Source organism: Spongiibacter nanhainus, from assembly GCF_016132545.1.
In the GTDB taxonomy this organism is placed as follows: Bacteria; Pseudomonadota; Gammaproteobacteria; order Pseudomonadales; family Spongiibacteraceae; genus Spongiibacter; species Spongiibacter nanhainus.
Window position 1 is genome coordinate 3,998,330 of record NZ_CP066167.1, and the last position, 13,304, is coordinate 4,011,633.

The 13,304-nt window shown below is 59.3% G+C and carries 11 protein-coding genes; 5 read left to right on the forward strand and 6 right to left on the reverse strand.

Going from position 1 to position 13,304, the window contains the following annotated elements:
• The first annotated feature begins 38 nt into the window (after positions 1-38).
• Complete coding sequence (locus I6N98_RS18130; RefSeq protein WP_198569725.1) at positions 39-1,775, forward strand: flagellinolysin; 1,737 nt, start codon at positions 39-41, stop codon at positions 1,773-1,775.
• Positions 1,776-1,811: 36 nt separating this feature from the next.
• Here I6N98_RS18130 and I6N98_RS18135 read toward each other — a convergent pair whose 3' ends face one another.
• Both I6N98_RS18135 and I6N98_RS18140 read right to left on the reverse strand, forming a co-directional pair.
• Entirely contained in the window at positions 1,812-2,501 is a 690-nt protein-coding gene (locus I6N98_RS18135) for a VIT1/CCC1 transporter family protein (protein ID WP_198569726.1), read from the reverse strand.
• Positions 2,498-3,355, reverse strand: a complete 858-nt coding sequence (locus I6N98_RS18140) for an SIS domain-containing protein (protein WP_232787404.1) — start codon at positions 3,353-3,355, stop codon at positions 2,498-2,500. The genes I6N98_RS18135 and I6N98_RS18140 overlap by 4 nt, the downstream gene beginning before the upstream one ends.
• A 258-nt stretch (positions 3,356-3,613) precedes the next feature.
• Here I6N98_RS18140 and I6N98_RS18145 point away from each other — a divergent pair, with 258 nt between their 5' ends.
• From I6N98_RS18145 to I6N98_RS18155, 3 genes are all read left to right on the forward strand, one after another.
• Entirely contained in the window at positions 3,614-5,812 is a 2,199-nt protein-coding gene (locus I6N98_RS18145) for a molybdopterin-containing oxidoreductase family protein (protein ID WP_198569727.1), read from the forward strand.
• Positions 5,813-5,868: 56 nt separating this feature from the next.
• Positions 5,869-8,037, forward strand: a complete 2,169-nt coding sequence (gene uvrD / locus I6N98_RS18150; protein WP_198569728.1) for a DNA helicase II — start codon at positions 5,869-5,871, stop codon at positions 8,035-8,037.
• Between the two features lie 65 nt (positions 8,038-8,102).
• Complete coding sequence (locus I6N98_RS18155; protein ID WP_198569729.1) at positions 8,103-9,254, forward strand: TRAP transporter substrate-binding protein; 1,152 nt, start codon at positions 8,103-8,105, stop codon at positions 9,252-9,254.
• A gap of 14 nt (positions 9,255-9,268) precedes the next feature.
• Here I6N98_RS18155 and I6N98_RS18160 read toward each other — a convergent pair whose 3' ends face one another.
• The 4 genes from I6N98_RS18160 to I6N98_RS18175 form a co-directional block, all read right to left on the reverse strand.
• Complete coding sequence (locus tag I6N98_RS18160; protein ID WP_198569730.1) at positions 9,269-10,126, reverse strand: SDR family oxidoreductase; 858 nt, start codon at positions 10,124-10,126, stop codon at positions 9,269-9,271.
• A gap of 81 nt (positions 10,127-10,207) precedes the next feature.
• Positions 10,208-10,597, reverse strand: a complete 390-nt coding sequence (locus I6N98_RS18165; RefSeq protein WP_198569731.1) for an acyl-CoA thioesterase — start codon at positions 10,595-10,597, stop codon at positions 10,208-10,210.
• 102 nt (positions 10,598-10,699) lie between these two features.
• Complete coding sequence (locus I6N98_RS18170) at positions 10,700-12,067, reverse strand: TRAP transporter large permease (RefSeq protein WP_198569732.1); 1,368 nt, start codon at positions 12,065-12,067, stop codon at positions 10,700-10,702.
• Entirely contained in the window at positions 12,064-12,594 is a 531-nt protein-coding gene (locus I6N98_RS18175; protein WP_198569733.1) for a TRAP transporter small permease subunit, read from the reverse strand. The genes I6N98_RS18170 and I6N98_RS18175 overlap by 4 nt, the downstream gene beginning before the upstream one ends.
• 155 nt (positions 12,595-12,749) lie before the next feature.
• Here I6N98_RS18175 and I6N98_RS18180 point away from each other — a divergent pair, with 155 nt between their 5' ends.
• Positions 12,750-13,295 carry a DUF4265 domain-containing protein gene (locus tag I6N98_RS18180; protein ID WP_198569734.1) on the forward strand — a complete coding sequence of 182 codons (546 nt, stop codon included), beginning with the start codon at positions 12,750-12,752 and terminating at the stop codon, positions 13,293-13,295.
• Positions 13,296-13,304 lie beyond the last annotated feature (9 nt).

Consider the following 13,304-nt stretch of genomic DNA (forward strand, 5'->3'; position numbering starts at 1 on the left):
CGATAGCCACATACCATAACCAGCACTCCGTTTTTGGTATGAGCCTGAGTATCAATACCAATGTGTCGGCGCTATTTAGCGCTCGCACTCTCGCGTCCAGTTCTTCAAGCCTGGCCCAGGCCCAGCAACGCCTGTCCACTGGCCTGAGGATAAACAGCGCCAAGGATGATGCGGCCGGCCTGGCCATTAGCGAGCGCTTTACGACCCAGATTCGCGGCCTCAACCAGGCGGTGCGCAACGCCAACGATGGCGTCTCTATGCTGCAGGTCGCCGATGGTGCACTGTCGTCGATGGAAGAATCCCTGCAGCGTATTCGCAGTCTGGCGGTACAGGCCGCCAACTCCTCCATGAGCCAGAGCGACCGGGAGGCACTGCAAAGTGAGGTCGATCAGCTCCGAGACGAGCTGGACCGGGTGGGCAGCCAAACCCGCTTCAACGGTGAGCGGCTGTTTGCCAACAACAGTGAGTCGGTGTTGGGGGACAGCGAGCAACTGGCGGTGGTAGACGGGTTGCGCAGTGGTTGGTTGTCGCAGTCGGAGGCGATGATCCGCAATTATTTCGGTCTGGAGGCCGACGGCGCCGATATTGATATTGAGTTTACGACCTTTACCGATGGTGCCGGCGGTATCGCCGCCCAGGTGGTCGGCGCCATTCCCGGCAGCTATTCGGGCAAGGCCACCAATGTCACCCTACAAATCGATATGGCGGATTTCACTCCGCCCAATCTCCCCGACGGCGGCAGCGCGCCGTTTTATAACGACCGAATCATTGCCCACGAAATGGTTCACGCAGTGATGTACCGCAGTATGAATATCGCCTCCATGTTTGATCCCGCCGCAGACCAAACCTGGTTTATGGAGGGCGCCGCCGAGTTTATACACGGTGCCGACGAGCGACTGGCCAGCTCGGTCAGTGGCACCGGCGCTGCCGGCCTGGCCACCCTCGCCGGCAACTTTGGCAGCGGCGGCAGTAGCTGGGGCGGCACCACCGATGAATACGCCACCGCCTACGCCGCGGTGCGCTTTCTCCACGATGAAATCAAAAGCCTGGGCGGTAGCGGCATTAAAGACGTGATGACCTATCTGGCCGCCAACCAGGACGAAGGCTTAGATGAGGCGATCGCCGCTGCCACCCAGAATACCTATGCCTCGGCGGATGCCTTTACCACCGCCTTTGCAGGCAGTGCTCAAGCCTATATTCAAAGCATGGCTGACGACGGTCTGCTGAGTGACGCCGACACCGGCGCCATAGGCGGGTTTAATGCCGATGGGGGCAGCGTGCGCACAGCGGAGACGGTGGTGGCCAATTACGCCGACCGCAGTGGCGAGGACCAGCTGGCCGGCTTTAGAGAAAATTGGGAAACGGTCGACACCGTCGCGGGCAACACCAACGACGCCACCTTCCAGGTCGGCGCCAACGTTGGCGAGACTGTCATGCTGAGCTTGGGGTCGATGAATGCCGAGGCGCTGGATATGGCCTCACTGGACTTGGTGAACAACTACAACCAGACCATTTTCAAGGTCGATCGGGCACTGGAGTATGTCTCCCAGCAGCGCGGCAACGTGGGCGCCCAGTTAAACCGCTTTAACTCCACCATTACCAATCTGCAGACCAATGCCGAGTCACTCACCGCCAGTCGCGGGCGCATCGTGGATGCCGACTACGCCGCAGAGTCCGCCAAGCTGGTGCGCTCACAAATTATGCAGCAAGCCGCCACCGCGATGACCGCCCAGGCCAACAGCCAGCCATCGCTGGTATTGGCCCTGCTGCAGTAACGCCGCAGTGGCAACGCAGTTAGGACATCGGGCCCACTAGACCACCACCCCAAACAAGCGACCCACCACAGCGGACAAACCCATTGCCAAAGCCCCCCAAACCAAGACCCGCAAGCCACCGCGCCAGGGCGAAGCGCCGCCGGCAATGGCAGCGGCCACACCCAGCATCACCAACAGCAACAGGCACACTGCCGACACCGCCACAATGATTTGAGAAAGGGGCACTAGGGCAGTCACGAGTAAAGGCACACCGGCACCGATGGTAAACATCGCCGCCGATGACAGGGCCGCCACCAAGGGTTGGGCCCGGGATACATCAGTAATGCCAATTTCATCCCGGGCGTGGGCTTCCAGGGCGTCATGGTCCATAAGCTGGCGGGCCACCTCGTCAGCCAGCTTGGGCTCGAGCCCCCGCTGCCGATAGATAGACGCCAGCTCCTGGGTCTCCCACTCGCGATTGTGTTTCAGCGAGCGCCGCTCCAACGCCAGGTCAGCCTGCTCCACGTCCGCTTGCGAACTGACCGAGACATATTCCCCCGCCGCCATCGACAGGGCACCCGCCACCAGGCCGGCAACGCCGGCCAACAAAATCGCCTCCCGGGAGCTGTCCGCCGCCGACACCCCGATAATCAAACTGGCGGTAGAGACAATGCCGTCGTTAGCGCCCAGTACCGCCGCCCGCAGCCAACCACTGCGTTGGGATTTGTGGCTGTGGTGTTCGCTCATGGCTGCTCCACATTGAGGCGCAGGGCCTGCAAGCCCTGCTCGATGTCAGAGAGGTGCTCCCGCAGGCCCACTTTGGTGGCAGAGATACCCACCGCAAGAATATCCAACACCGTCATATGCACCAGCCGGGAGGGCAGCGGTGTATAACCATCGTCGTCGGCTTCCAGATCGATATAGATCGCCAGATCGCTCTCCCGGGCAATGGGCGACTGGCTGGGGGCCAGGGCAATTACCGGCGCGCCGTTCTGTCTGGCCAGCTTGATAGCATCCAGCAGCGCCCGGGTGCGACCGGATTGGGAAATGGCCACCACCACGTCATCGGCCCCCAGCGACATGGCCGACATCGCCTGCATATGGGGGTCGGCGTAGACACTGGCGGAAATCTGCAAACGAAAGAAATTGTGCTGGGCGTCGGTGGCCACCGCCGCCGAGGCACCAAAGCCATAAAATTCCAGCCGCCGGGCGTTGGCAATCAACTCTACTGCCCGCTCAACCGTGGGCACATCGATACTGTCGCGAACCTTTTTCAGCGCCTCCATGGTGGCATCGAATACCTTGAAGGTGTATTGCTGAGCGCTGTCGTCATCGGAAAAGGAAAAGGCCTGATACTGAGGGCTGTGAGCCAAGTGCTGGGCCAGCGCCATCTTAAAGCTCTGAAACCCGTCGCAGCCCACGGCGCGGCAAAAGCGCACCACCGTCGGCTCGCTGACATGGGCCTCCTGGGCCAGGTCGACGATGCGCATATGGATCACCTCCTGGCGGTTAGCCAGGATGTAATCCGCCACCAAGCGCTCACTGCGGCGCAGTGACGGCCGGGCCGTCTCCATGGCGCGGATGATGTTTCTGGGTTTCACTCAGCGCTCCGCTGTTGGGGTGTTCAAGGGGATTGTACCCCAGCAACCAGGATAGCGGCGGGTTTGCGCTATCTCGATCAAGCGACGTCAGCCGACCAGGGCCTGCCATCGCCCTGGTCGGAGACAGGCTGGCCTCTATCCAAAGTGGTCCAAATGGAAACTATTTCTTGTTGACATCATTATTGGATGCACTAGCATGAACAGCCAGCTGTAAATCTATAAAAAATCCCACAATAAGAACCTCCAGCGGAGTCAGCGATGAGTACCAGCTATACGGTGTGCGGTATCTGCGAGCAAGGGTGCGGCCTCAAGGTCACCACCGAAAACCGGCGTGTAATCAAGGTAGAGCCCGATAAAGACAACCCCTACAGCTGGCAGGACTTTTGTATCAAGGCGGGCAAATCCCATCTCGCCTTAAACCACCCCAAGCGCATTACCCAGCCTATGAAACGGGTCGGCGACCGCTATGTGGCCACCAGCTATGACGAGGCCGTTGCCGCTATCGCCGAGGGCTTCAATCGGATTATCGATCAGCACGGTGCCAACGCCGTGGCCAGCTATGTGGGCAACCCCAATGGCTTTAACTTTGGCAGCGCGCTGTTCCACACCATGTTGCTGGACGCCATCGGTACCGAAAGCCGCTATTGGGTGGGCTCCATCGACCAGAACGCCCTGCATGTGGTTTCCGACGAGCTCTACGGCAACCCCTGGGTAAGCCTGCAAGCCGACATCGATCACTGCGACCACTTTCTGCTAATAGGCACTAACCCGCAGATCAGCACCATGTGCTGGATTGGCTACTCCCCCAATGGCTGGAAGCGGGTATTGGCCCGCAAGGCCGAGGGCGCCGAAGTGGTGGTGGTCGACCCCCGTCGCACCGAGAGCGCCGCCAAAGCCAGTCAGCATATCCAGCCACTGCCCGAGAGCGACTGGGCGCTGCTGCTGGCAATCATCAAGGTGATTGTCGACAAAGATCTGGGGAGGCCTCGGGACCAGCACCTTCAGGGACTGGAACGTGTTCTGGCCATTGCCGCCAGTGCCGATCTGGACGACCTCGCCAAGCGCTGCGATATCCCCGTCGAGGTCATCATCCAGCTGGCAGAGAATTTTGCCCGGGCACCCCGGGCCATGGCCGTCGCCCGCACCGGCGTTAGTGTGGGCCGCCACGGAGTGCTGGCGCTGTGGTTGACCCAGGTACTCAACTACCTGACCGACCGAGTCGAGTCTGAGGGTGGCCTGTACTATGTCAGCGGTGTTCTCGATCTGCTCGCCGCTGGCGATACCCTTTTCCCCCACTCCGAGGCCAAAAGCCGACTGCGGGGCAATAAAAATGTCGCCGGTGCCCACAGTCTGGCAGAGCTGGCCGACGAGATTACCACCCCCGGCGAGGGGCAAATTCGCGGCCTGATTATTAACAGCGGTAACCCGGTGGTGTCGGGCCCGGAGGGCCACAAACTGGATGCAGCCCTAGCCGACCTGGATATGCTGGTGGTGATCGATCAGTTCCAGCGGGAAAGTCATCGCCATGCCGACTGGCTGATCCCCGGCGACCACTTTCTTGAGCGCGACGACATCAACCCACTGATCCAGTCTCTGAGCCCAACACCCCGAGCACAACAGGCCCGTGCCGCCGTCCCTCTACCTGAGACGATGCGCTACGAATGGGAGTTTTTGCGGGATCTCACCCTGGCCATGGACAAGCCCCTGCTGGATGGCAAGAAGTGGCTGAACCCACTGGTCAAGGCCAGCATTTGGCTGGCCAGGGTCACCGGCAAAAAGCAGCTGGCGCTGTCTCCCAACTTACTATCCCGCCTGTTGATCCGCAGCGGCGGTCGCTTCTCCTGGTCTGAGATCAGCCGCGCCACCCACGGCCTGGGCAAGGTCGATGACCGCCCCCAATTCGGCACGCTGTTTGAAAAACTGTCACAGCAGGGCCGCAAAGTGGCCCTGGCACCGGACAGTTTTGTCCGCCACTTACAGCAGACCCTCGACACGCCGTTGGCGAAAAACCCCGAGTTTCCGCTGCAATTGATCAGCCGCCGGCGCTTAAAGATGATGAACTCCTGGTCGGTAGAAACCAGCATGACGGCAATGAGCGAACGGGAGAAAACCGGCGACCGCATCGAGATCAATACCGAGGACGGCCAGCGCTTTGGCCTGCAAGAGGGTCAGACCGTCACCGTCAGCTCGGCAGTGGCGGAGCTGCGGGCGGTGGTCCACCTCAGCGATGATATCCGCCCGGGCGTTGCCGTCATGGAGCATGGCTGGGGCCACCGCACCTTCGACCCCAAAACCGGCCAGGGCAGCTACAACGGTGGCGTTAATCGCAATCAACTGGTATCCAATCGCGATCTCGACCCTCTGTCCCGGGTGCCCCGGCTCAACGGTACCGACATTAGAGTGACGCCGGTGACTGCCGCAAGCCCCTCCAATCCAGCGGAGTTGGCCGCAAGGTAATTTAGCCGCACGTCAGTCGGGCTATCCACGGCGGGGTTCTGCTAGAATCCCACGCCATGGACGTATCCTATATTCTCGACGATCTTAACGACGCCCAGCGCGACGCAGTCACCGCCGACAGCCCCGGCACCCTGGTGCTGGCCGGTGCCGGCAGCGGTAAAACCCGGGTGCTGGTGCACCGCATTGCCTGGAAAATCAAGGTGGAGGGCCTGTCGCCCTACGCCATCATGGCGGTGACCTTCACCAACAAGGCCGCCCGGGAAATGCGCGGCCGTATCGAAGAGCTGCTGGGTGGCCAACTCCACGGTGGTATGTGGGTGGGCACCTTCCACGGCCTCGCTCACCGCCTCCTGAAGGCCCATGCCGCCGATGCCAAGCTGCCGGATAACTTTCAGATTCTCGACGCCGACGATCAGCAGCGCCTGCTCAAGCGCATTCACCGGGAGCTGAATCTCGACGACTCCCGCTGGCCACCCCGGCAGTCCCAGTACTTTATCAATGGCCACAAGGACGAGGGCCGACGCAGCGCCCATATCGACAACCCCGGTGGTGACCTCTACCTGACCACCATGTTGCAGGTCTACCAGCGCTACGAGCAGATCTGCCAACAGCAGGGGGTTATCGATTTTGCCGAGCTGTTGCTGCGGGCGCTGGAGCTGTGGCGGGATAACCCTGCGATACTGGAGCACTATCAGCAGCGCTTTAAGCATGTGTTGGTGGACGAGTTCCAGGACACCAACGCAGTACAGTACGCCTGGCTGCAAATTCTGGCCGGCAAGGGTATGCCCATCACCGCGGTGGGGGACGACGATCAGTCTATCTACGGCTGGCGGGGTGCCCGCATCGAGAATATCCAGCAGTTTTCAAAGGATTTTGCCGATACCCGCATTATCCGCCTGGAGCAGAACTACCGCTCCACCGCCACTATTCTTAAAGCCGCCAACGCGGTAATCAAACACAACAGCCAGCGCCTGGGTAAAGAGCTGTGGACCAGTGGTGAAGAGGGCGAGCCCATCACGCTGTTTGCGGCCTTTAACGAGCAGGACGAAGCTCGCTTCATCAGCGACCGCATCGAAGACCTACTTAAAGAGGACTATCGCCGCGCCGATATCGGCGTGCTCTATCGCAGCAACGCCCAGTCCCGCACCCTGGAAGAGGCCCTCATCCGCGCCGGACTGCCCTACCGCATTTACGGCGGCCAGCGCTTTTACGACCGCCTGGAAATCAAGAATGCCCTGGCCTACCTGCGCCTGATCGCGCTTCGGGATGACGACACCGCCGTGGAACGGGTCATCAACACCCCCACCCGGGGCATTGGTAATCGCACGGTGGAAACCATCCGCGAATACGCCCGGGACCACCAGCTGTCGCTGTGGCGCGCCCTACTGGCCATTATTGAAGGCGGTGGCCTGGCGGCCCGGGCCAACAATGCCCTGCGCGGCTTTGTCTCACTGATCGAGGACCTGGCCCAGCAAACCGCCGACATGTCCTTGGATGCCCGGGTGGATTATGTCATCCAGCACTCCGGCCTTATCGCCTTTCACGAAAAAGAGAAAGGTGAGAAGGCTCAGGCCCGGGTGGAAAACCTGCAAGAACTGATCACCGCCGCCAAGAGCTTTGAGCCGGAAGACGAAGACGGCGACGAACTGCGTCAGTTTCTCGATCAGGCGGCGCTGGACGCCGGCGACCAGCAGGCCGCTGAGCACGAGGACAGCGTGCAACTGATGACCCTGCACTCGGCCAAAGGTTTGGAGTTCCCCGCAGTGTTTATCGCCGGTGTGGAGGAAAACCTCTTCCCCCATAAGATGTCTATTGAAGACCCCAGCCGTCTGGAAGAAGAGCGCCGCCTGGCCTATGTGGGCATCACCCGGGCCGAGCGCAAGCTGTTTTTAAGCTACGCCGAGTCCCGGCGCCTGTATGGGCAGGAAAACTTCAACAGCCTGTCTCGCTTTGTCCGCGAAATCCCCAGCGAGTGCATCGATGAGGTGCGTATCAATAATACGGTCAGTCGCCCCACCAGCTTTGCCAGTCACAGCGCCAGCCAACAGCGCGCGGCAGAGTCGGGCATTGTGCTGGGCCAACGAGTGCTACACAGTATTTTTGGCGCCGGGGTAGTACTGAGCTTTGAGGGCCAGGGCGCCAGCGCCCGGGTACAGGTCAATTTTGAAGATGAAGGCAGTAAATGGCTGGTGCTGCAGTACGCCAATCTGGAGCTGCTGCAATAACAACGCTCGAGGCAGTCACCTTAACTGTAAATACACTGGCAATTGACAGGGAACAACAATAACTCATGACATCGACATCGTCCCGCTACACGCCCCTGATTATCCTGGCCTTGATCGCCGCGCTAGTGGCCATGATCTGGCTCTACGTTGGCGAGCGCAGCCGCAAGTACGTTGCCGACGAGGGCAGCCACAGCGCCGCGGGTGAGCAACAGGTTTTTCGCTGGAAGCTGGTTACCACCTGGCCGAAAAACTTTCCCGGCCTGGGCACCGCGCCGGAAAAATTCGCCAAGGTGGTCAACACCATGAGCAAGGGGCGCCTACAAATTAAGGTGTTTGGCGCCGGCGAGCTGGTACCCGCCATGGGCGTGTTTGATGCGGTCTCCACCGGTAGCGTTCAGGCTGGCCACGGCGCCGCCTATTACTGGAAGGGCAAATTGCCCGCCGCGGCCTTTTTTACCGCCGTGCCCTTTGGCATGAATGCCCAAGAGATGAATGGCTGGCTCTACCACGGCGGTGGCATGGAGCTGTGGCGGGAAGCCTATGCGCCCTTCAACCTTATCCCCTTTGCCGGCGGCAACACCGGGGTACAGATGGCGGGCTGGTTCAATAAAGAAATTAGCGAACTGGATGATATCCGCGGCCTGAAAATGCGTATCCCCGGCTCCGCCGGTGAGGTGTGGTCCCGACTGGGGGGCGCGGCTGTCACCCTGCCCGGCGGCGAACTCTATACCTCGCTGCAAACTGGGGTTATCGATGCCACGGAGTGGGTAGCGCCCTATAACGATATGTCCTTCGGCTTTCACGAAGTGGCCAAATACTATTACTACCCTGGCTGGCACGAGCCGGGCTCGACACTGGAGTTAATCGTCAACAAGCAGGCCTATGAGGCCCTCCCCGACGATCTGCAGATGATTGTTACTGTAGCGGCCCGCTATGCCAATGCCGATATGCTGGACGAGTACACGGCTCGCAACAATACCGCCTTAAAAGAACTGGTAGACCATCACGGCGTGGAGCTGCGCCGCTTTCCCGACGATGTTATTCGCGGTCTGCACAAAGCGTCGGATGCGTATTTGAAAGAACTGGCTGCCAGCGACGAGATGGCGGGTAAGGTCTATGAAAGCTGGCAGGCCTTCAAAGAGGATGCCAAGGAATATCACCGCATATCCGAGAAAGCCTATATCAACGCCCGGGATATCGACCATCAAAGCGAGTAGTACCTTGTAGCGGGTCAGTCGGCTGTCAGAAAATCTCGCAAGTAGTCATTGCTGGCATCCCACAAACGGCTAGCGGCAACAAGATCGGTGGCATAGGGCTTGAGCTTGGCGGGTTTACAGTCGATAAAATACTCCCCGGTGATGCCCTCCACCTCGGGACTGGTGGCCAGATAGATGCTGGTGGCCGCGCCCTGCTCCGGCGTACGAAAGAATGGCTTCATCAAAACTGACATGATCTTCCCCAGCACCCGGCTATTCTGATGCCCCAGACCGGTTCGGACCGCGCCGGGGTGCAAGCAATTTGCCGTTACACCACTGCCTTCCAAGCGCCGGGCCAGCTCCTTGGTCCAAAGGATATTGCAGAGTTTGGCGTGGCCGTAAACCTTGAAGGTTTTATAGCGGCTATGGGTAAATTCCAGGTCATCCAACTGCAGTCCCGACACAAATTTGTGGGCCTCAGACGAGACGCTGACAATCCGTGCCGGCGCCGAGGATTTTAGTCTGGGCAGCAACAACTCCGTCAGTAACATGTAGGCGAGGTGATTGACGGCAAAGTTTTCCTCAATGCCATCGCGGCTTTCCTTGCGGCGAGTGTTCACCACCCCGGCGTTGTTAACCAATAGATGCAGGGGCTTGCCACTGTCGAGAAAGGTTTGTGCCGCCTGGCGTATATCGCTGAGGCTGGCCAAATCCGCGAGCAATACCGTTACGCTTGCACCGGCATGGGTAGTTTCAATCTCGTCTTTGAGTTGCTGTCCTTTATCGGGATTGCGACACAGCACAAAGAGTTCGTAACCTTGCCCGGCCAGGGCCAAGGCTGTGGCGCGACCAATACCGTTGGTTGCGCCGGTAACCATTGCTGTTTTTGCCATTGTTATAGTCGTCCGCAGCGGCGTGATTTTTTGGCTTTTTACGCACGGCCTTTCAATAAAGGCAGTGTGGAGGTACAGCTATCAGTCTACGGCGCGGGTGCGGCCATTGTCATCGATGGCGACAAAGACAAACTCGCCTTCAGTCACTTTGACGGGGTCTTCTTCATCGTAGCCGGTTACCCACACTTCTACATTAACCCGGATTGAGCTGCGCCCCACTTCGATGATATCAGTGTAGCAGCTCACCACGGCGCCAACCGCGACCGGTGTCAGGAAGGCCATGCCGGTGACGGCAACCGTCGCCACTCGACCCCCTGCGCGCCGACCAGCCGTGATTCCCCCCGCCAAGTCCATTTGCGACATCAACCAACCACCAAAAATATCACCATCGGCATTGGTGTCGGCGGGCATGGCAATGGTCTGTAGAGCCAGGTCACCGGTGGGCATCGGTGTGTCGTCTATATCGCGCATATCATCTTGTCCTTTCCAACAGGTTGGTTGGCGTTGTTATTGTTTACTTGTTCAGGGCACCTAGAGCGCTCAGTTACGCAGAGGTTCTCTAGAACTGTCAATCTAATTTCTAACCAAACCGGGCAGCCAGGTCGCCAGCTCCGGCCACAGCGATAACAAAATCAACATCAGCACTTGTAGTGCAATGTAGGGCACCACGCCACGGTAAATTTGAGAGGTGGGCACCGATGCCGGCGCAACTCCCCGCAAATAAAACAACGCAAACCCGAATGGTGGGGTCAAAAACGAGGTTTGCAAGTTCAGCGCGATCATTATTCCCAACCAAATAGGGTCGACACCCATGGCTAACAGTATCGGGCCAACGATGGGCACCACCACAAAGGTGATTTCAATAAAGTCGAGGATAAAGCCCAGCAGAAAAATAACGATCATCACCAACAGCGTCGCGGTGAATACCCCACCCGGCATGCCGTGGAAAAAGTCCTGAATCAGCTCGTCACCGCCCAAACCGCGAAATACCAGCGAGAAAACCGCCGCGCCGATCAGAATCATAAATACCATACAGGTGACTTTGAGGGTCTCTCGGGACACTTCCGCCAACAGCGACACGCTTAATTTGCCCCGCAGCCCGGCCAACAGCGCCGCCCCCAGCGCGCCCACTCCCGCCGCTTCGGTAGGGGTAGCCGCGCCGATCAGGATAGAGCCCAACACCGCAAAGATCAGCAAAACCGGTGGCAAAAGGCCTTTCAGCAACACCAGGGTAGATGGCGGTTCCAAGTCGGTGGCCGGCGGCACCCGGCTCGGCCGCAGTGCCGCGTTCCCCACCATATACGCCAGATACAGCAGCACCAACAGCAGACCGGGAATCATCGCGCCGATAAAGAGATCCCCCACCGACAGGGTTTTGGGGGTAAAGATACCCATATCCAGCTGTGCCTGCTGGTAAGCGCTGGACAAGGTATCCCCCAGCAGCACCAGGGCGATGGAAGGGGGAATAATTTGGCCGAGAGTGCCAGTGGCGCAAATGGTGCCGGTGGCAATGCGAGGGTCGTAGCCGCGCCCCAACATACTGGGCAACGACAACAAACCCATCGTCACCACCGTGGCGCCGACGATGCCGGTACTGGCCGCCAGCAGCATACCCACCACAATCACCGAAATACCCAGACCACCGGGACGGCGGCCAAACAGCGCCGCCATATTGCCCAGCAACTCCTCCGCCAACCGGCTTTTCTCTAACAGCACCCCCATCAACACGAACAGGGGCACCGCAATTAGAGTGGTATTACTGATGGTGCCAAACAGCCGGGATGGCAGCGCCGACAAAAACGAGGGGTCAAAATGCCCGAGACTGATAGCGGCACCGGCAAACAACATCGCCACCCCGGCCAGGCTAAACGCCACCGGGTAGCCCAGCATCAACACCAGGCAAATCACCACAAACATCAGCAGCGGCAAAAACTCAATCATAGCTGGCCCCGCTCGGGCAGCTCGGCGGCCTCATCGCCCATCAGTACCAGTGCATTGCGCAACAGTTCTGCAATACCCTGCAAGGCCAGGTTAATCGCCATGGCCGGTATCAGCGTTTTCAATAAAAACACCGCGGGGATCCCGCCCGGTTCAACCGACGCCTCGCGTATCGCCCAGGCATTGGCGGTAAAACTCCAACTGGTGATGACAATCAAGCCACACAACGGCAGCAAAAAGACCAGGGTACCGATGCTGTCCACCCAGGCACGGGTTCGGGGGCTGAAGCGTTGATAGAAGATGTCCACCCGCACGTGGGCGCCTTTTTGCAAGGCGTAAGCGGCGCCCAGCATAAACACCGTGCCGTGCAGATAGGTGATCGCTTCCTGAAAGGCGGTCAAGCCCACCCCAAAGCCGTAGCGGCTGACCACCACCACCGCAGTGATGGCCATCATCAGCGGCACACACCACGCCAGGGCGCGCCCGACGGTATCGGTAAACAGATCAATGTAGCGTAGACAGCTTTTCATTATGGTTTCGACGCTAAAAATTGTCGGCCATTATAGCCACTTAGGGCCCGGGAACACTAACCGAGCCCGCGACCCACAGCGCCGCGGCGGGTGCGCGATCGACAGCGAATCGGTATCATGCCGTTTTTGCCCGTCGCCATAGATTTCCTTTGCCAATGTCCGATACACCACCCCAAGATCCCGCCGCCAATCCGAGCCACGCTCAACAAGAAGCTTCGCTGGGAGAAAAAGAAGTCCGGCTCGAGCTCTTTGCCGGTATTCACCCCCAAAACAACCAGCCCATATTTGAGCAAGTACTGGCCTGTCCAGCGGAAGCAGCAGGACACTACCGGCTGCTGAAGTCGCCGGTGTTTGTCCGCAATGTGGCAGCCGGGGACGAAATCAAAATCAGCGACGAAGCCCGAGGGCGGTTTTCGGTGATCACCCGCAGCGGCAATCTCTGTATCCGGGTGTTTTTACGGGAGCCCAATGAAGCCTTGGAGCAGGGACTCACTGGCGATATCGAAAAGCTCGGCGGCGATCTGGATGTGCGCAGTGAACGGGCTTTGGTCTACAGCCTGCATTTTGGCGTAGGTTTTCAGAGCATTGAAAAGCTGTTGGAAAAACACGTAAAGACCGGCGAGGCGCGCTGGCTTTACGGTAACGTTTACGACGATCAGGGCGAGCCGCTGAACTGGTGGCAAGCACTGCTTCAGCCCTGATGGTGAAGA

Bases quoted from the DNA above. Each gene is read 5' to 3' on its own strand.
- I6N98_RS18130 (WP_198569725.1), top strand. From the start codon at position 39: ATGAGCCTGAGTATCAATACCAATGTGTCGGCGCTATTTAGCGCTCGC.
- I6N98_RS18135 (WP_198569726.1), bottom strand. From the start codon at position 2,501: ATGAGCGAACACCACAGCCACAAATCCCAACGCAGTGGTTGGCTGCGG.
- I6N98_RS18155 (WP_198569729.1), top strand. From the start codon at position 8,103: ATGACATCGACATCGTCCCGCTACACGCCCCTGATTATCCTGGCCTTG.
- I6N98_RS18175 (WP_198569733.1), bottom strand. From the start codon at position 12,594: ATGAAAAGCTGTCTACGCTACATTGATCTGTTTACCGATACCGTCGGG.
- I6N98_RS18165 (WP_198569731.1), bottom strand. From the start codon at position 10,597: ATGCGCGATATAGACGACACACCGATGCCCACCGGTGACCTGGCTCTA.
- I6N98_RS18145 (WP_198569727.1), top strand. From the start codon at position 3,614: ATGAGTACCAGCTATACGGTGTGCGGTATCTGCGAGCAAGGGTGCGGC.
- I6N98_RS18160 (WP_198569730.1), bottom strand. From the start codon at position 10,126: ATGGCAAAAACAGCAATGGTTACCGGCGCAACCAACGGTATTGGTCGC.
- I6N98_RS18180 (WP_198569734.1), top strand. From the start codon at position 12,750: ATGTCCGATACACCACCCCAAGATCCCGCCGCCAATCCGAGCCACGCT.
- uvrD (WP_198569728.1), top strand. From the start codon at position 5,869: ATGGACGTATCCTATATTCTCGACGATCTTAACGACGCCCAGCGCGAC.
- I6N98_RS18170 (WP_198569732.1), bottom strand. From the start codon at position 12,067: ATGATTGAGTTTTTGCCGCTGCTGATGTTTGTGGTGATTTGCCTGGTG.